This is a genomic window from Halomarina rubra (assembly GCF_023699475.1).
GTDB classification, from domain to species: domain Archaea; phylum Halobacteriota; class Halobacteria; order Halobacteriales; family Haloarculaceae; genus Halomarina; species Halomarina rubra.
In genome coordinates, this window is record NZ_JALXFV010000003.1 from 95,739 (window position 1) to 113,767 (window position 18,029).

Consider the following 18,029-nt stretch of genomic DNA (forward strand, 5'->3'; position numbering starts at 1 on the left):
CGACGAGCGAGTCCGCCGAGGGGTCGTCCTCCTCGGGCACCGCGAACGGCCCCTCGCCGGAGGCGTCGGCCGCGTCCGGGACGTCCTCGGCGACGGCCGATTCGAGCTGCTCGCCCTCGCCGAGGCCCTTCGCCTCGGGGAGGTCTGGCATCTCGTCGAGGTCGCCGTCGTCGTCCATCGACGTGAGCAGTTCGTCGAGGTCGTCGTACTCCGCCGCCGTGTCGAGCGCGTCGAGCACGTCGGCGTCGAGGTCGTCCGGCTGGTCGTCGGGAGGCGCGTCGGCCTCGGCCGACTGCGAGTCGGCGTCCTCCGCGTCGGTCCCCTCCTCGGGGACGAGCGGTTCGACGTCCGCGTCGGCCTCCTTGCGTGCCGCGAGTCGCTCGCGGAGCGTCTCGACGACGGCGTCGGTGTCGGTGTCGGCGTCGGCCGCCGTCCCGCGCTGGGCCGACTCGACGAGCGCTTCGATAGCGTCGGCCCCGTCGAGGGCCGCGTCGACGAGGTCGGATTCGGGTCGGACCTCGCCGGCGCGGACGGCGCTGAGAACGTCCTCGACGGCGTGTGCGACCGCGCTCGCGTCGTCGAGCCCCGCCATCGCACAGTTGCCCTTCAGGCTGTGAGCGGTGCGGAACGCCTCGTCCAGCGTCGCCGCGTCCTCGGGCGCCTGTTCGATGGCGATGAGCCCGTCGCTCAGGTCCCGGAGCTGGGTCGTGCTCTCACGGACGAACTCATCGCTGACGGTCATCCGCGGCGCACCTCCCGTCCGCGCTGGTCGACACCGATGCTGAAGGGGCGACTCATGCGAGGACGCCGTCGATGGCCCCGATGATGTCGTCGTCGTCGAACGGCTTCGTGACGTAGCCGTCCGCACCCGCGCGGGCCGCGAGCTTCATCTTCTTGCGCTGGCCGACCGACGTACACATCAGCACCCGTGCGTCGGGGTCGATGTGCTTGATGGCCGCGGTGGCCTTCACGCCGTTCGCCTTCCGCATCACGATGTCCATCAGGACGACGTCGATGTCGGCGGCGTGTTCCTTGTACTTCTGGACGGCCCACGCGCCGTTGGGTGCTTCGTCGACGATGTAGTACCGCGTGTCGTCGAGGACGTTCTTCAGACGACTCCGCATGTAATCGGAGTCGTCGACGATCAGGATGCCGATAGTGTCGCTCATGCTGTGTTCTCCAGGTCTGGGGCGATGCTCGCTGCCAGTCGCTCGACGCCGAGGACGGCAACGTCACCACTAGTCGTACTCTCCGCACCGACGACGGCCGTGACCCACGGCCCCGTCGCGGCGCTCGGTCGTTTCTCCGGCCGCTCGATGGCCGTGACCGGGTAGCGCACGATGTCGCCGATACCGTCGACGAGGACACCGATACGCTGTGCTTCGTCGTCCTCGCGTTCGAGGACGAGCAGCTTACCGTCCCGGTCGCTCGGCGGCAGGTCGAACGCGACCCGCGTGTCGAGCACGCAGACCATCTCGCCACCGACACCCGCGAGGCCCGCGACGAGGTCGACCGTCTGCGGGATGCGCGTGATGGGCGGTACGTCCGTGACCTGCGCGACCCGGGCGACCTCGAAGGCGTACTCCGCCGCGCCGACGGAGACGGTGACGAACTCGACGAGTTCGCGGGTCTCGCTCGCGCCGGCGTGTTCGGCCTCGCTCACTGCGACCACCCGCAGCGGCCGGCCGGTCGGGTCTGGTGACGCATCGGTTCAGTCACTCCGTTCGGCGGGAACGGCGTCCTCGTCGTGGTCCGCGGTCTCCTCGTCGGCCACCTCGGCCGCGTCGTCGACGTCGACGGCGTCGTCCTCGTCGCCGGTCTCGAAGCGGTCCAGCGCGTCGCTCAGGCGCGTCGCCTGTTCTGCGAGGGCACCGGCACCGCCGGACACTTCGCGCAGCGCGGTCGTCTGGGTCTCCGCGGCCGTCGCGACGAACTCGGACTCGACGGTCGTCTCCTCGGAGATGGAGGCCGCCTCGTCCACCGTCCGCACGATGGACTCGGTCGAGGCCGCCTGCTCCTCGGTCGACTCGGAGATCTCCTGGATACCGTCGTTGGTCTCCTGGGCGTAGGCCGCAATCTCGTCGAGTGCGTCGGCCGCGTTCTCGACGGAGCCGGTGTTCTCGGAGATACGGTCGCTGTTCTCACGGACCTCCGTCACCGTCTGTTCGGTCTGAGCGCGGATGCGCTCGAGGCGGTCCTCGATGTCGCCTGCGGTCTGTTTGGTCTCCTCGGCCAGGTTCTTAATCTCGTTCGCGACCACGGCGAACCCTTCGCCGGACTCGCCGGCACGCGACGCCTCGATGTTCGCGTTCAGTGCGAGCATGTTGGTCTGCTCTGCGACCTCGGAGATGAACTCGATCAGCTCGTCGACCTGGGCGACCTCCTGTTCGAGTAGTTCGATCTCGTCGACGGTCTCGCCGGACTGTGCCTCGATTTCCTCCATCGACTGGATCGCGTCCGCGGCCGCGTCGCGACCGGACCGGCCGGTCTCTGCGGTCTCGCGGGCGATGGACGCCACGTCCGTGGACGACTCGGCGATCTCCTCGATGGTCGTCAGGTGCGAGATCATGTCCTCGGACGCCGTCTGGAGCGTCTCGTTCTGCTTTCGCGCGTCCTCGCTGATCTCCTTGAGCGACTCGGAGGTGTCCTCGGACTCCTCGGAGATCATCTCGGCGCTGGCGGCCACCTGCTGGGTGGACGTCGCCACTTCGTCGCTGAACGTCTTCAGGCGGTCGACGGTCGCCTCGATCTCGTCGATCATGGCGTTGAACTCCGTCGCGACGTCGGCCATCGCACGGCTCTCGTCGGCGGGGTCCATGCGGCGGGTGAGGTCACCCGCTGCACACGCCTGCATGACCTGGCTATAGTCGTCTGCACGGCTCTCCAGCCGGCGGTTCAGCTTCTCGGTCTCTGCACGGGCGGTCTCGGTCTCCTCGATCTGGCCGCGGACGCGGTCGCGCATCGCGGCGAAACCGGCGTACAGGCGACCGAACTCGTCTTCGCGCGAGGTCTCGAGGTCGACGTCGAACTCACCCTGCTCCATCTGCTCTGCCTTGCCGCGCAGGCGGTTGACCGAGCGGGCGGTGCTCGTCCCGAGCACGACACCGAACACACCGATGAACAGCACTGCGAGGCCGGAGCCGAGCAGACTGAACTGCGTAATCTCCGTCGAGTACGCGGTGGTCATCGGCGTCTCGGTGACGACGACCCAGCCGGTGTCACCGACTTCCGCGTAGTTGCGAAGCGACCCACCGTCGGCGAGGAGCCCGGCCATCGCGCCGGGGGCCTCACCGTCGCGGAGGGCACCGGAGCCGCCCTCGGACTGCGCGAGGCCGACGATCTCGTCGTTCTCGTAGGTCGTGAGCGTCGTCGCGTTGGTCTGGTACATGGCAGGGACGCTGCTCATGTCCATCTCGCCCATCGCCATGTCGCCGTGCATGCCGCCCATGTTCTCGGCGCGCTGCTCCATCTCCGCACGCGAGAGCGTGCCGGGGAGCCAGGCGTGCCCGAGTTCGTGAGCGTGGCGCATCACCGTCTCGCCGTTCGCGCTGACGAGCGCGATGTCGGCGGCGGTCTGGTCGCCGGTCATGGAGACCGACTGGTAGCTGTCGAATCGGATGGTGACGAAGACGTACTCACCGATCTCGCCCTTGACGGGCGACCCGTAGGTCACCGCGGGGACGGTCCCGTTCGTGGTCTGGACGAGGTGGGGTTCGGAGACGAACTGGTTCTCGCCGTACGAACCGTACTGCGTGTAGTACGCGTTCGCCGTGACGGTCTGGTTGTAGACGGCGTCCTTGTCGCTCCAGGGCTGTGAGAGCGCCTGAAACGTCGACCCGTCGACGCCCGTGTCCGTCGAGGTGACGTCCCCGTCGACGAAGTCGACGTAGTGGACGGAGTGCGTTCCGTCGGGGAGGCGTGCCTGCCACTCGGTCAGAGCGGCGGACGTGTCCTCACCCTGCTGGATAACGTCCGACTGTGCGATAGCGGGTGCGAACCCGGTGTTTCTGTCGTGCCAGCCTTCGAGGCTGTGTGCCTCACTGGCCGCGAAACTCGTGTACTGGTCGTCAACACCAGCGTTCATCTGCTGCTGCATCTGTGCGGTCGTGACTACACCGACAAGTCCGACGGAGACGCCTAGGATGAGTAGGACGATCCCGAACTTGCGGGCGTAGCTCTTGCGGATGAAATCCGGAACGACCGAGCGGAGCGGTCCCGACATGTCCGGTGTTCAAACTTACTTGTGCTTAAACTTTGTCCAACACATGTATTTCTCAGAACGGGAATTTACACGAAGCCTATCTAGTCGATAGGTAGGCACTAAACCACACCACTGCGGTCGAAAACGGCCGATGTACCCCAGTGAGCCGCCCGAACGATTAATCGGTCGTTATCACCCGTTTGAAGCGTCGAGGGCGGTCGCTACGGGCGTTTCTCTCTGTCGTCCGACAGCTCTCGCGAGAAGGGGGAGGGCGACTAGCGTGCTACAGCGTGACGCCCTCTCGTTCGGCGAGCGTCTCGGTGATGAGCGTGTCGTGGCCTCGCCGGAGTCGTTCGGAGAGCGCCTGGTGGGAGATACCGATGTCGGCGGCCAACTCCCGGAGACCGATGCGTCGCGGGATGTCGAAGTAGCCCCGCTCGCAGGCGGCCAGGAGCGCCTCGCGCTGTTCGGTGGTGATGCCGAACCGCTGGGGCTGCTCCGGGTCGAGGTGCGAGACGGTGTCGATCTCGACGGCGACGCCGTGGTCCGTGCTGGTCTCGTGGGCCGACGACAGCGCCCCCCGTCCCGGGTACAGGACGCGTATCTTCCAACTCGCCCCCGACGCGCGGGCGCTCAGGACCGTCCCGGTCCCGGAGAGCATCCGGAGGACGAGGTCGAACTCCGGGGTCCACTTGACGTGGTAGAGGAACTCCGTCGAGTGGTCGGCCAGACAGGTGAACGACGCGACGCTGTCGTCGCCCGCCAGCGCCTCAGAGATAAGCTCCCGACTTCCCCCGGTCGCGCGGAGCAGCGGTGCCCCACCCTCTCCGGGGGCGACCGTCGATTCACAGACGAACGTCGTCTCCGGAAGCGCGGTGAGCGCGCCGGCGAGCGCGAACGAACGGGCGGGAATCGTGAGCCCCGCAACAGTTGCCATATGAAGGTCTCAACACGAGACTCCGACTAAACACTTTGTTCACGTATCCGAAACGTTCGGCCGAAATCGGCCACCAACCGGGGTGTCGGGCCGGCCGCCGTCACCCGTCCGGCAAGATTTATGTTCCGAGCGGAACACGAACTGGCGACGACCGGGGTATGCTCGAACTCACCCTCGACATGGAGCAGTACGACTGTCCGTTCATCGCGGCCAGCGACGGTGCTGCCGTCAGTTTCTGCGCGGCTCACTGGGAGTTCGACCCGACCGACGACCGGCTAGAGACCCGGATGGTCGTCGAGGGGGCCTCCCCCGACGCCGTCGACGAGGGGCTGCGGGTGCTGCGCGACCACGACGGACTCCGCGAGTACGACCTCATCTCCCGGCGCGGCGCGGTCGCACACGTCCGGACGGCTATCGACGAGACCGCCGCGATGGGCACCATCCGCGACCACGACGGCTACATCACCGGCCCGTTTCGCATCGCCGACGGCCGCGAACTGTGGCACGTGGGGTTCGACCGCGACGGGTCGGCCAACGCCGCGCTGTCGGCGCTCGACCGCGACAACGAGTACGACGTCGTCTCGCGGGACCCCGTCGACATCACGGAGTTGAGCGGCTTCGTCCAGAACGTCGGGGCGGCGATGACGCTCGTCGAGGGCTGTCGGGACCTCACGCCCCGCGAACGCGAGACGCTCGAAGCGGCCGTCGACGGCGGCTACTTCGACAGCCCTCGCGGCGAGACGCTCGGGACGCTCGCCGACCGGTTCGACGTGTCGAAACCCGCCGTCTCGAAGACGCTGCGTCGGGGACAGGCGAAGACGATGGCTCGCATCACGCAGGCGCTCGACGAGATGGACGAGGAGTAGCGTGGTTTGAGGGGGGTGAGCGACAGCGAACGACCGAGAACCACGGAGTCCGAACGGTGAGCGCAGCGAACCGTGAAAGTAGCGAGCGAGACGCTCCGAGACGCGAGCGGTGGAGTTTCCAGTCGTTTCTCAGACGCACGCTCGACGTAGCACAGCTCACGGTCGCGCCGTCGCAGGTTAACATGTTAACCCGGGGTTGCTTCACACCGTACGGTCATTCACACGTAGAGTCATGGATGCGCAGCCAACACGACGGCGAGTACTCGCGACGCTCGGCGCGACGGGCGTCACGGCGCTGGCCGGTTGTACCAACGACAGCGACGACGGCGACGGCAACCAGACCGACGGGAACGGCGACGGGTCGCCCACGAACGGTGGCTCGATGACCGAGGGCGACGGGACGACCGGCACGACCACCGGGTCGGCCGGCGACGTCTCGGGCACGCTCAAGGTCGGCATCGTCCAGCCGGTGTCCGGCGACCTGAAGTACTACGGCCAGCAGGCGCTGTGGGGGTTCTACTCGGGACTCGGCTACAAGGGAGAGGCCTCCTCGCTGCCCGACGCCTCGACGGGGACGAAGACGATGAGCGTGGGCAACCTCGACGTCGAGATGCACGTCCGGGACACGAAACTGCAGGCGTCGACCGCCCAGGAGGTCGCGACCGACCTCGTCCAGAGCGAGGAGGTCGACCTGCTGTTCGGCTGTACCTCCTCGGCGTCGGCGACGCAGGTCGTCAACACCGTCACCAAGCAGTCGGGCGTCCCGACGATGATCGGCCCCGCGGCGTCCGCGGACGTCACCTCCTCCAGCGAGACCTGTACGGACCTGGTGTTCCGCACCAGCGAGAACACCGCGATGGACGCCCGCTCGGGCGGGAAGTACGTCGCCGAGAACTCCGACGTCTCGAAGGTGTACCTGTTCGGCGCGGACTACTCGTTCGGTCGCGCGGTCGTCAACAACTACAAGACCGTCCTGCAGGCCAACGGCGTCGAGATCGTCGGCGAGCGGTTCGTCGAGCAGGGCTACTCCGAGTGGACGCCGCTGCTCGACAACGCGGCCGACGCGGGCGCGGAAGGCATCGTCGGCGGGTTCACCGTCGCGACGCTGCCCGCGCTGTTCACGACCGTCCTCAACGGGAACTACGACTTCAGTGTGTTCGGCGGGTTCGCCACCCAGATCACGACCCAGATCGTCGGCCAGACGATGCAGAAGGTGCTGGGCGACCCGCTGACCGCCGAGAAGGTCGAGGCTTCGAACCTCGGGCCGTTCACGACGCGCTACCACTGGAACCAGTACGACAACGAGATCAACGACCGCTTCGTCGAGATGTACTCGAACGCCTACGACGCGGTGCCCGACCTGTTCACCTCGGGGACGTTCACCGCGGCGTCGGCCATCGTCCAGGCCGCGCAGTCCGCCGGGTCCACCGACGGCGCGGAGATCGCCGACGCTATGCGCGGGATGACCGTCCAGGACACCCCGAAGGGCGAGGGTGCGTACGTCTTCCAGGAGTACAACAACCAGGCGCGCTCGCCGATGACCGTCGCGAACGTCGTCCCGAACGACGAGGACCTGTGGAACGCACCGGTGAAACCCTCGGCACCGGTCGCCACCATCTCGAAGGACCAGACCACCATCCCGGCCGACGCCTCGGAGATGAACTGTTCGCTCTGAGCATGGCCCGACTCCGAACGCGAGGACTGACGAAACGGTTCGGTGGCCTCACCGCGGTCGACCACGTCGACTTCGAACTGGGCGACGAACTCTGTTCGCTCATCGGCCCCAACGGCGCGGGCAAGACGACGTTCTTCGACCTGCTGACGGGCGTGCTCGAACCGACGGAGGGTACGGTCGAACGACGGCGTGGCGACACCTGGGAGGACGTCACCGGGGCACCGCCCCACGCGACGGCCGCCAGCGGCGTCCACCGCTCGTACCAGATCACGAGCGTCTTCCCCGAGCGGACGGTCCACGAGAACGTCCGTATCGCCGCGCAAGCGGCGGGAAGCGACTCCTACACGCTCTGGCGTAACGCCGGTGCGTTCGACCGTTACGTCGAGGAGGCCGACGACATCCTCGACCGGGTGCGCCTCGCCGACCGCGCCGACACCCCGGCCCGGTCGCTGAGCCACGGCGCGAAACGCCAACTGGAGGTCGCCATCGCGCTGGCGGGCGACCCCGACGTGCTCCTGCTCGACGAACCGAACGCGGGCGTCTCCTCCGAGAGCGTCGACGACATCGTCGCGCTCATCGAGGACGTCGCCAGCGACCACGCCGTCCTGCTCGTCGAGCACAACATGGACATCGTGATGAACGTCTCCGACCGCATCGTCGTCCTGAACCGCGGGAGCGTCATCGCCGACGGCACACCCGAGGAGGTCCGCGACGACCCCGCGGTCCAGGAGGCGTACCTCGGCGGCTACGAACCCGGCGCTGCCCGCGGGACCGACCGCGGCGAGGACGGCGACACCGCGGAGGGGTCGGCGTGAGTTCGAGCGACGCACCCGCCGACGACACAAGCGGTGTCGACACCACGACCGAGACGGACGGAGAGACCGACTCGGGGGCGGGCACGCCCGCCGACCCGCTGTTGGCCGTCGAGGGCGTCCACAGCTACTACGGCGAGAGCCACATCCTCGAGGGCGTCAGCCTCGACGTGAACGAGGGCGAGGTCGTCGCGCTCATCGGCCGCAACGGCGTCGGCAAGACGACGACGCTCCGGAGCATCCTCCAGTTGACCCCGCCACGCGAGGGCCACGTCCACTACCGTGGCGAGGACCTCGTCGGCCTGGGCACCAACGAGGTCGCCCAGCGCGGTGTCGGCTGGATTCCCGAGGACCGCCGCGTGTTCTCGGCGCTGACCGTCGAGGAGAACGTCCGCATCTCGGTGCCGAAGGGGGGCGACGTCGACGCCGCCGTCGCGCGGGTCTACGAGACGTTCCCCGCGCTCGAAGAGCGCCGGAACGCCGAGGCGGGCGCGCTCTCGGGGGGCCAACAGCAGATGCTCGCCATCGCCCGCGGTCTCGTGGGCGAGAACGACCTCCTCCTGATAGACGAACCGAGCGAGGGCCTCGCCCCGCAGATCGTCGCGGACGTCGCCGACGCCATCGCCGACGCGAGTCGGGAGGCGACCGTCCTGCTGGTCGAACAGAACCTCCCGCTGGCGCTCGACCTCGCCGACCGCTTCTACGTGCTCGACAACGGGCAGGTGGTCGCGACCGGCGACACCGACGACGTGAGTGCCGACGACGACGACCTCCGGGGGTATCTCACCGCATGAGCGCGCTGTTCGCCGCGAGCGTCGGGGCGCTCCCGTTACAGCTCGCGGAGCTGTTCACCTTCGACGCGCTGTCCTCGGTGCTGTTCGACGCGCTGTCGAAGGCCGCCGTCTACGCCATGCTCGCGATGGGCCTGACGCTCATCTTCGGGCTGATGGGCGTGCTCAACTTCGCCCACGGCTCGCTGACGATGCTCGGAGCGTACCTCGGCGGGCTGGTGATGGTTGTGCTGGTCACCGGCGCGACCGGTCCGTGGACGCGCCTCGCGTTCTTCTTCGTCGGCCTGGTCGTCGTGTTCGGGTTGCTGTCGGCGCTGGGCGCGACCCTCGAAGTCGGGCTCATCCGCCCGCTGTACGACCGGCCGCCCATCTACCAGATCCTCCTGACGTTCGGCATCACGCTCGTCATCGACGAGCTCGTACGTATCGTGGTGCTGTTCTACGGTCTCCAGCCCATCACCGAGTGGCAGGAGGCGCTGGGGACGAAACCGTACTTCCTCGGCCAGCAACTCGTGCTCGGTCCGGTCTCGGTCGGCGGGATGGACCTGTTCGAGATGCTGCTGGGAGCGGCCACCGTCGCCGCGGTGTGGGCGTTCCTCACCCGGACGCGCTACGGCCTCGTGGTGCGGGCGGGCAGCGAGGACGCCGAGATGACCGAGGCGCTCGGCATCGACGTCCGACGCGTGTTCACCACGGTGTTCGCGCTGGGCGTGGGGTTGGCCGGCGTCGCCGGCATGCTCCTCATGTGGGACAACAACTGGGGGGCGTCCGTCCCGCTGGCGACCGAGACGCTGCTGCCGGCGTTCGTCGTCGTCATCATCGGTGGCCTCGGGACGTTCCGGGGCACCGTCGTCGCGGCGGTCATCGTCGGGTTCGCCGACGCGCTGGCCCAGTGGCTGTTCGTCAACAGCGTCGTCGACTTCCCGCCTCTGCCCCAGCTGACGGTGTTCCTCATCCTCGTGGTGATGCTCGTCATCCGCCCGCAGGGGCTGTTCGGTCGCGCGGAGGTGGGGGGCCATTAGCGCACCCACCGACACCGCCGACGGCGGCGACGGCGTGACCGAGACCGAGGCCACGACCGAGGAGTCGTGGCTCGTCCGCTACGGCCGCGAACACGTCCCGCACCTGCTGGTCATCGCGTTCCTCGCGCTGTACCCGGGGCTGTACACGCTCGCGGTCGGACTCTCGCTCCCCGCCCCGCTGGGGTGGGTGCCGGACCTGCTGTACGCGGTGCTCCCCCGCGTGGACACGATGATCGTCGTGTTGTACTTCGGACTGTTCGCGATGAGCTTCGACTTCGTCTCGGGGTACACCGGCTACCTGTCGTTCGGCCACGCCGTCTTCTTCGGCACGGGAGCGTACACGGTCGTCCTCGCCGCGAACGGGCTGTTGCCGTTCGTACCCTCGGGGACGCCGTTCCTGTTGTTGCTCGTGCTCGCGGGCCTCCTCGCGGTCGCGCTGGCGTTCGCCATCGGGGCGGTGTCGTTCCGCCTCTCGGGCGTCTACTTCGCGATGATTACGCTGGGCGTCTCGCAGGTCGTCTACGTGTTCGTCCGCGACTGGGACTACGTCGGACCGAACCCCAAAGACGGAATCTCGGTGTCGTTCGACCTCCACCCCGGCGCGTTCGAGATCGGCGTCCCGTTCGTCGACGCGCTGGGACTCGGTATCGGGAAGCTGACGGGCGACACGCTCGCCATCGCGGGCCTCGAACTGTCGACCGTCGAGGTGTCGTACTACTGCATCGGTCTCGTCGTGCTGGTCTGTTACTTCGCGATGCAGCGGGTCATCCACTCCCCGTTCGGGAAGGTGATGCTCGCCATCCGCGAGAACGAAGAGCGCGCCCGCGCCGTGGGCTACGACACCTACCGCTACAAGCTGGTGGCGTTCGCGGTGTCGGCGTTCTTCGCCGCCGTCGCCGGCGGCCTGTTCGCGGGCTACTCGCGGGCGGTGTCGCCCGACGAGACGTTCTTCTTCCTCGTCACGGGCGACGCGCTGCTCGTCAGCATCATCGGCGGGTTCGGCACGCTGGCCGGCCCGCTGTTCGGGACGTGGTTCGACGAACTGCTCCGGGAGTTCCTCTCGAAGGAGGGGACCGGTGGCGGCCTGCTGCCGTTCCTCCAGGAGTACCTCCCCCAGAGCGTCCTCGACGCCGTCATCCTCAACGGGATGACCGTCGGTGAGGCCGTCGACACGTTCCTCAACGGCCACGCCAGCCTGTACCTCGGTCTCCTGTTCGTCCTGTTCGTCCTGTTCGTCCCGAACGGCCTGCTCGGGACCGTCCGCGAACGAGCGGGCGGTCGAGTGTCGAAGCGGGTCGCCGCTCGACTCCGGTCGCGGGGCGGAACGGAGACGGCACGCGGGACGGCGAGCGAGGACGACTGACCGCCTGCCCAGGCGGTCGTTCGGCAGTTCTTTCCGAGTTCAGCGTTCGACGTCGCGGTCCCACCCGTGGTCCTCGCGCTCGCGTTCACGCTCGGCCAGTTTCGTCCGCTGGATTCGTTCGCTGGGCGTCTTCGGGAGGCGGGTCGACCCACGACTGCTGACGCCGGCCGCCGGAACGGGTCCGACGGGCGGCGGCGGTGTGGGTCAGAGGGCGGGGCTATCGGAACGGACCCGGAAACGGCGGAAAGGGTCGACGGTGGTCGCGAGGGCGTCCGAGACGACGGAATCCGTCGGACCCGGAACAATCGGAAACGACCCGGTCGCGGTTTTCCCCGGTCGCGTCGTCGGGTCGGCTATGACGTCCGAGACGGACCTGACGTGGACCGCACTGACCGGGTTCGAACGCGACCTGCTGCAGGCCGCCGCCGCGCTGGAGCACGACGGGGAGCCGACGAGCGGGGCGACGCTCCGCCGGCACCTCGAACGCCACGGCTACGGGGCGGTGAGCCACGGGCGGGTCTACCAGAACCTCGACAGCCTGGAGGCCCACGGCGCGCTCGAACGCGCCCCGGTCGACGGGCGAACGTACCACCACCGGCCGACCGAGCGGGGGCGGCGGGTCGCCCGCGACCACCTCGACGCGGCGACGACGGCGTTCGCGCGGAGTTAGGCGAACGACCGCTTGTGTTCGACGTACAGCACGCCCGTGAACAGCGCGAACGGGACGAGGCCGACCACGGCGAGTGACATGGCGGCCACCAGCGACGCGGGGAGGGCGGCCTGCCCGAGGAGGAAGACGACGACGGCCGCACCGGTGCCGATGAACGAGATGACGCTGGTGATGGCGAGGCCGAAGCTGAGTTTGCGGAGTCGCCACGTGAGGTCGTCCGCGGCGCGGAGCATCTTGATCAGAACCGCGATCGGTGGGATGGACAGTGCGACGAGCTGGAGCAGTCCGAGGGCGATGTCGGTTTCGAGGGTCATGGTGTGAAACGGTGGGGGGGACGCGCGGGGGCGTCGAACTGGAGCGGTGAGCGAGCGATACGGGGTCGGAGCGCGGTGGAGGGCCGGAGGACGGACCGCCGTCGTGGGGGTGGCCCGCGAGCGGACGTCGGTCCGTCGGCGGTCGGTGCGGGACTCACGTGACGAAGAACACCGTCGAGGCGAGTGCCCACGTGACGAAGCCGACCAGCAGCGCGAGGGGCCACTCCGCGCGGGTGAGCGCCCGGACGGTACCCGCCCAGACCAGCGGCGAGAGGACGACGCCGACGACCGGGAGCCAGCCGAACACGAGCGTCGTCAGGCCGCCGAGGACGAGCGCCACGAGCGCGACGCCGACGGCGTAAGCGTAGGTCACGGCCGTCCCGGTCCGGACGGCGAGGCCGACGTAGACGGCCGGACCGGTGAGCAACACGCTCACGAGCAGCCCGACGAGGAGGTCGACGAGGAACATCTACTCGGGCGCGCAGCACGCTCCCCCGTCGGTCGCCGTCCGGTCACGGTCGTCCTGGCAGGGACAGTCCGCGGCTGTGCAGTCCGCACAGCCACGGTCGACGCAGAGGCAGGTGTCACAGCACGCGGACATCAGTAGTCCTCCTCGGTGTCGGCGTCGTCGGCCGCCTCGTCGGTCACCGACTCGAAGCCGAGGCAGAGCGCCTCCCAGTTGCAGTGGGCCTGGAGCGCGTCGCGGGCGCTCTCGGTGATGCGGTAGGTGTTCGTCCGGCCGTCGACGGGGCGCTTCTCGACGAGGTCGGCGTCGACGAGGTCGCGCAGGTTGCCGTAGAGGCGGCCGTGGTTGACGCGGTCGCCGCGCTGGTCGGACAGCTCCTCCTGGATGGTGACGCCGGTCGGCACGGTGCCTTCGAGGCTGGCGACGACGAACAGCAGGTCGCGCTGGAACCCGGTGAGTCGGGCGATGGGCGACGGGGAGCGGTCGGTTGGCGATTCAGCGGTCGGAGTCGAGTGGTTCACAGACATCACAGGTGTGGCGGTTGCCCGCCGAGGTCACGCCCGGGAGTCGAACCCGGAACTGGCCTGACCAGCGTGATTCGGAGTGAGCGAGGCCGACCGTAGGGAGGCCTCGGAAACACGAGCGGCGAGTGGGACGAGCCGCGAGCGCGCGAAAGGGAGGCGACAGCGAGGAACCGACAGCACCGGAGGGTAGCGACAGCGGGGACCGACGAGAGGGTAGGACCGTGCGACAGCGAGGGTGTGAGATGGAGCGCCGAACAGGGGCGTCAGCGGGGACTCAGCGCGAGGACCACTCGCGGGCCTCGACGGCCCGGTCACGGAGGTCCCAGGGGTCGTCGCCGGCGGGGTCGCCGACGAGGAGGGCGCGCACGACCGCCCAGACGAACACGAGTTGGGCGACGCCGAGGACGAACGCGCCCAGCGTGGCGACGGTCTGCATCGGCGCGAACCGGACCGGGTAGGTCGCCATCCGGCGCGGGAGGCCGTCGAGACCCAGCGCGAGCAGCGCGCCGAAGGTCACCTTCACGCCGAGCATCGAGAGCCAGAAGTGCGCTCTGGCGAGTCGAGCGTCGATCTTGCGGCCCGTCAGCAGCGGGAACCAGTAGTAGCCGCCGGCGAACAGGCCGAACGCGACCATCCCGACGAGCATGAAGTGGAAGTGCGCGACGACGTAGTACGTCCCGTGGTAGACGACGTCGACGGGAATCGACGCCAGCAGGACGCCCGTGACGCCGCCGACGACGAACCACGCCACCGCCCCGAGGCAGAACAGCATCGGGGGTTCGAGCCGAATCGCGCCGTTCCACAGCGTCGTCAGCCACGCGAACGTCTTGATGGCCGAGGGGAGGGCGACGGCGAGCGTGACGGCCATGAACGACGCGGTGACTCGCGGGTCGACGCCGGTGACGAACATGTGGTGACCCCAGACGCCGAAACTGAGCACGCCGAGCGCGAGCGTCGAGTAGACGACCGCGCGCTCGCCGAACAGCCGCCGACCCGCGAACCGCGGCATGACGTAGCTCAGGACCCCCATCGACGGGAGGACGAGGACGTACACCTCGGGGTGGCCGAAGAACCAGAACAGGTGCTGGAACGCCATCGGTCCGCCCGGCGGGGCGAAGTGGCCCGTCCCGAGCATCCGGTCGGAGAGGAGGACGACGATGGCGCTCTCCAGGACGGGGAAGGCGAACAGCACCAGCACGGAGGCGACGAGCATCGACCACGTGAACAGGTCGAGACGCGCCCACGGGACGGTCCGCTCTTCGAACACGGTCACGAACACGACCATCGCGCCGAGGATGGAGGAGAGACTCGCCAGCGAGAGGCCGACGAGCAGGAGGTCGACGCCGGTGCCCGCCTGGACCGACAGCGGGGTGTAGAGCGTCCACCCCACCACGGGCGGGCGGACCCGGAAGCCCAGCAGGCCGACGTCGGCGAGCAGGTCGAGCAGGGCGGGGGCACGCGCGACGAGCAGCCCGGGCGGGAGCAGCCAGAACCCGAGCGCGTGGAGCCGCGGGAACGCCATGCGGTCGCTACCGACGAGTCGGGGGAGGACCGCGCTCGCGAGACCGAACGACACCGGCGTCGCGAAGAAGAACAGCATCGTCACGCCGTGGGTCGTGAAGAACCCGGCGTAGGTCTCGGCGGGCCAGATGCCCGGACCGGGCGTCAGCGCCTCCGCGCGCAGCGCCATCGCGTCGGTCGCCCCCCACAGGCCGGCGACGGTGCCGAACACGACGTAGAGGCGCGCGACGGTGAGGTGGTCGATGGCGAGCGGGTCGAGAGCGCGGCCGGCGGTCGCGAGAGCACGGAGCAGTGTCGCGAACGCACCCCGGAGTCTGGCGGTGAGGTACTCGACTGCGGGGCCGCTCACGCTGCCACCCGCCGGAGGTAGTTGCCCGTGCCGACGACGCCCGCCGCACTCGCCAGCACGAACGCGACCGCCGGGTCGACGGCGAACAGGACGCCGCCGACCGACGCCGCGAGCGCGAGGCCGACCGCACGGGCCGCTCGGTAGGTGGCGTGGTGGTCGCCGAGGACGGCGTCCACCTCGTCGGCGAGCACGGTCCAACCGGCCTGTCCCACGCCGACCGCGAGGAACGTCCCGGCGAACGCGAGCGGCGTCGCGGGCGCGAGGAGGACCGCCAGCGGAGCGGTCGTCGAGACGACGAGACCACCTACCGCGAGCGTCGGGGGCGTCCAGACGCTCGCCGCTCGGAGTCGGGGGAGGAGGCGGTGGACCGTGGCGGCGGCGACGACGCCGAGCGCGAGACAGGCCGCGACGACCGCGGCCCCCTCGCCCATCCCGTCGCCGAGGCGCTGGATGCTGAACGCGACGAACACCGGGCCGACGAGCGCGAGGCCGCCACGCGTCCAGCCGTCGGCCAGCAGGAGGCGACGGTCGGCCCGCGAGAGGCGCTCGACGCGTTCGGTGAGCGCGGCCAGCGAGAGCGTCGGGACGGCGAGCGGACGGCGGGGAACCCCGAGCGACAGCGAGAGCACGCCGAGCGCGGCCGTAATAGCGAAGACGGTCTGGAGCCCGGCGACGAGGCCGCCCGCCGCGAGCAGCGGCGTGAGCGCGACCAGCGCGAGGAGCGGTCCGAGCGCCGACCCCAGCAACACGGTGAGCGCGTCGGGGCGCGACCCTCGACCACCGTAGGGCGCGATGCCGAGCACGCCGAGGTAGAACCACGCCCACACCGGCACCCCCGAGAGCGGGGCGACGATGGGTGCGAGTGTCCAAACGGTGACGCCGGCGACCGCTAGCGCGTGCCGGACCGCCGTCGCGTCGAGTCCCGCCGCCGCGAGGAGTCGTCGACCGTGTTCCGGGCGGCCGAGGACGAGCCACAGACCGCCGAACACACCGATGACGGGTAGCGGCGTCCCGACGGTGAGCAGCCACGCCGGGACGAACCACGCCGCGGCCCCGAGCGCGCAGTCGAACGCGCGGGCGACGACGACGCGTTCGGCCGGGAGGTACGGCCGGACGCGGACGGCGACCGACCGCGCAGTCGAGAGCAGGGTCACGACTCCGACTCACCCCGGAGACGGTCCCGGAAGCGATTCCTGATGTGTCGGTACCGCCGGTCGGCGCGTCGTCGGACGGCGGCGGCGACTGGCGCGAGCGAGCGCGAGGAACGGACCGCGGCGAGCGTCCCGTGTGCGCCGAGCGTCGTCGCGTGGACGGCGCGAGCCTTCCCCACCACGCGCTCGCGGAGGCCGTCGACGCCGTAGACGAGCACGAGTTGCGCGAGGAAGACGGGCGTGAGCACGCCGTTGAGCACGAGCGTGTAGCCGTGGTCGACGGTGCCGCCGACGTCGCCGGTCGGGACGAGGCCGCCGGCGACGGCGACGTAGTGAATCACGACACCCGCGACGACGGCCGCCAGCGCGAGCGACAGCGTGATCACGACGCCCATCAGCGTGCCGTACGAGCGGCGGTAGATGCCGAGCAGTGGCGGGATGAGCAGGTCGGCGTAGACGAACGACAGCACCGCGCCGAACGGCAGCCCGTTCTGCCAGAGCACGAGCGCGAACGGGATGTTCCCGACCGAACACATGAACGAGAGCGCGCCGAGCAGTGTCGCGAGCGCGGCGGTGTAGACGACGCCCTCGAACCCGGTCCCCGCGCCGAACAGCGTGGTCCACCAGCTCGTCGGGACGAACCCGCCGACGAGCCCCGCCAGCAGGAACCCGAGTGCGATGTCGTCCCAGAGCATCTCCCAGTCGCCGACGGTCGAACTCGCGGCGCGCTTCCAGCCACCGAGCGTCGTGAGGCCGCCACGCGGGTTCTCGACAGACGCCTCGTAGGAGGCGAGACAGCCCGGACAGCAGAAGTACTCGGTGCCGCCGGGCGTCTCGATGGTCTGGTCGGTCGACGCCTCGCTGGCGTCGACGCTCATCCCGCAGGTCGGGCAGGTCGCCTCGCGGGTGCGGAGGACCCGTTCGCGGGCGGCTTCGACCCACCGCGAAGGGACCCGGCGGGCGACGACGGTGACGACGGCGACGGCGACGACGCCGCCGAGGAACTCGCCGACGACGAACTGCCAGCCGAGCAACACCCACAGCACGAGGCCGAGTTCGACGACGAGGTCCGTCGCGGCGAACATGTACGCGAGCGTCGCGGCCAGCGACGCGCCCTTCGAGAAGACGGTCTTGGCCGTCGCGACCGCGGAGTACGAACACGAGGAGGAGGCCGCACCGAAGCCGGTGGCGAGGCCCACCTCGCGCCAGCCGTCGTCGCCCAGGGTCGCGGACATGCGCTCTTCGGAGACGAACGCGTGGACCGCGCCCGAGACGGTGAACCCGAGGACGAGCGCCCACCACGTGTCCCACGTCATCTCGGCGACGAGCGAGAGCGCGGCGGCGAGCGAGTCGAGGAACCAGTTCAT

General features: G+C 69.4%; 18 protein-coding genes (1 of these 18 only partly in view). 7 read left to right on the plus strand and 11 right to left on the minus strand.

Annotated elements, in window-relative coordinates; translation table 11 throughout:
- The 5 genes from M1L36_RS05655 to M1L36_RS05675 all read right to left on the minus strand — a co-directional run.
- Positions 1-742, minus strand: the beginning of a protein-coding gene (locus M1L36_RS05655) for an ATP-binding protein (protein ID WP_250872754.1). It extends 2,834 nt beyond the left edge of the window; only the first 742 of its 3,576 coding nucleotides appear in the window; the start codon lies at positions 740-742; its stop codon lies beyond the left edge, outside the window.
- Positions 743-794: 52 nt separating this feature from the next.
- A complete protein-coding gene (locus M1L36_RS05660; RefSeq protein WP_250872755.1) occupies positions 795-1,169 on the minus strand; it encodes a response regulator in 375 nt (124 codons plus the stop codon).
- Entirely contained in the window at positions 1,166-1,663 is a 498-nt protein-coding gene (locus tag M1L36_RS05665) for a chemotaxis protein CheW (protein WP_250872756.1), read from the minus strand. Before M1L36_RS05665 ends, M1L36_RS05660 begins: the two co-directional genes overlap by 4 nt.
- A 48-nt stretch (positions 1,664-1,711) precedes the next feature.
- Positions 1,712-4,222: a methyl-accepting chemotaxis protein gene (locus M1L36_RS05670; RefSeq protein WP_250872757.1), complete on the minus strand. Its 2,511-nt coding sequence runs from the start codon at positions 4,220-4,222 to the stop codon at positions 1,712-1,714.
- Between the two features lie 262 nt (positions 4,223-4,484).
- Positions 4,485-5,138: a helix-turn-helix domain-containing protein gene (locus M1L36_RS05675; protein ID WP_250872758.1), complete on the minus strand. Its 654-nt coding sequence runs from the start codon at positions 5,136-5,138 to the stop codon at positions 4,485-4,487.
- Between the two features lie 158 nt (positions 5,139-5,296).
- Here M1L36_RS05675 and M1L36_RS05680 point away from each other — a divergent pair, with 158 nt between their 5' ends.
- The 7 genes from M1L36_RS05680 to M1L36_RS05710 all read left to right on the plus strand — a co-directional run bounded on the left by M1L36_RS05680 (position 5,297) and on the right by M1L36_RS05710 (position 12,337).
- Positions 5,297-6,004 carry a helix-turn-helix domain-containing protein gene (locus M1L36_RS05680; protein ID WP_250872759.1) on the plus strand — a complete coding sequence of 236 codons (708 nt, stop codon included), beginning with the start codon at positions 5,297-5,299 and terminating at the stop codon, positions 6,002-6,004.
- A 232-nt stretch (positions 6,005-6,236) separates the two neighbouring features.
- The gene (locus tag M1L36_RS05685) at positions 6,237-7,679 is read left to right on the plus strand and encodes an ABC transporter substrate-binding protein (protein WP_250872760.1); all 1,443 of its coding nucleotides are present in this window, start codon (positions 6,237-6,239) and stop codon (positions 7,677-7,679) included.
- A gap of 2 nt (positions 7,680-7,681) precedes the next feature.
- Positions 7,682-8,494 carry an ABC transporter ATP-binding protein gene (locus tag M1L36_RS05690; RefSeq protein ID WP_250872761.1) on the plus strand — a complete coding sequence of 271 codons (813 nt, stop codon included), beginning with the start codon at positions 7,682-7,684 and terminating at the stop codon, positions 8,492-8,494.
- Between the two features lie 98 nt (positions 8,495-8,592).
- The gene (locus M1L36_RS05695) at positions 8,593-9,285 is read left to right on the plus strand and encodes an ABC transporter ATP-binding protein (RefSeq protein WP_250873441.1); all 693 of its coding nucleotides are present in this window, start codon (positions 8,593-8,595) and stop codon (positions 9,283-9,285) included.
- On the plus strand, positions 9,282-10,304 hold the full coding sequence (locus tag M1L36_RS05700; protein WP_250872762.1) for a branched-chain amino acid ABC transporter permease: 1,023 nt from the start codon (positions 9,282-9,284) through the stop codon (positions 10,302-10,304). The genes M1L36_RS05695 and M1L36_RS05700 overlap by 4 nt, the downstream gene beginning before the upstream one ends.
- 229 nt (positions 10,305-10,533) lie before the next feature.
- Entirely contained in the window at positions 10,534-11,667 is a 1,134-nt protein-coding gene (locus M1L36_RS05705) for a branched-chain amino acid ABC transporter permease (protein ID WP_250873442.1), read from the plus strand.
- A 355-nt stretch (positions 11,668-12,022) separates the two neighbouring features.
- On the plus strand, positions 12,023-12,337 hold the full coding sequence (locus M1L36_RS05710) for a PadR family transcriptional regulator (protein WP_250872763.1): 315 nt from the start codon (positions 12,023-12,025) through the stop codon (positions 12,335-12,337).
- Here the strand turns inward: M1L36_RS05710 and M1L36_RS05715 are convergent.
- From M1L36_RS05715 to M1L36_RS05740, 6 genes are all read right to left on the minus strand, one after another.
- On the minus strand, positions 12,334-12,651 hold the full coding sequence (locus tag M1L36_RS05715) for a hypothetical protein (RefSeq protein WP_250872764.1): 318 nt from the start codon (positions 12,649-12,651) through the stop codon (positions 12,334-12,336). The genes M1L36_RS05710 and M1L36_RS05715 overlap by 4 nt on opposite strands.
- A 154-nt stretch (positions 12,652-12,805) precedes the next feature.
- Entirely contained in the window at positions 12,806-13,120 is a 315-nt protein-coding gene (locus M1L36_RS05720; RefSeq protein ID WP_250872765.1) for a hypothetical protein, read from the minus strand.
- Between the two features lie 131 nt (positions 13,121-13,251).
- Positions 13,252-13,644 (minus strand): PadR family transcriptional regulator, encoded by a 393-nt coding sequence (locus tag M1L36_RS05725; protein ID WP_250872766.1) that lies wholly within the window; start codon positions 13,642-13,644, stop codon positions 13,252-13,254.
- Between the two features lie 271 nt (positions 13,645-13,915).
- Positions 13,916-15,511, minus strand: coding sequence for a cbb3-type cytochrome c oxidase subunit I (locus M1L36_RS05730; RefSeq protein ID WP_250872767.1), 1,596 nt, complete (start codon positions 15,509-15,511; stop codon positions 13,916-13,918).
- The gene (locus tag M1L36_RS05735; RefSeq protein WP_250872768.1) at positions 15,508-16,665 is read right to left on the minus strand and encodes a hypothetical protein; all 1,158 of its coding nucleotides are present in this window, start codon (positions 16,663-16,665) and stop codon (positions 15,508-15,510) included. The genes M1L36_RS05730 and M1L36_RS05735 overlap by 4 nt, the downstream gene beginning before the upstream one ends.
- Entirely contained in the window at positions 16,662-18,029 is a 1,368-nt protein-coding gene (locus M1L36_RS05740; RefSeq protein WP_250872769.1) for a permease, read from the minus strand. Before M1L36_RS05740 ends, M1L36_RS05735 begins: the two co-directional genes overlap by 4 nt.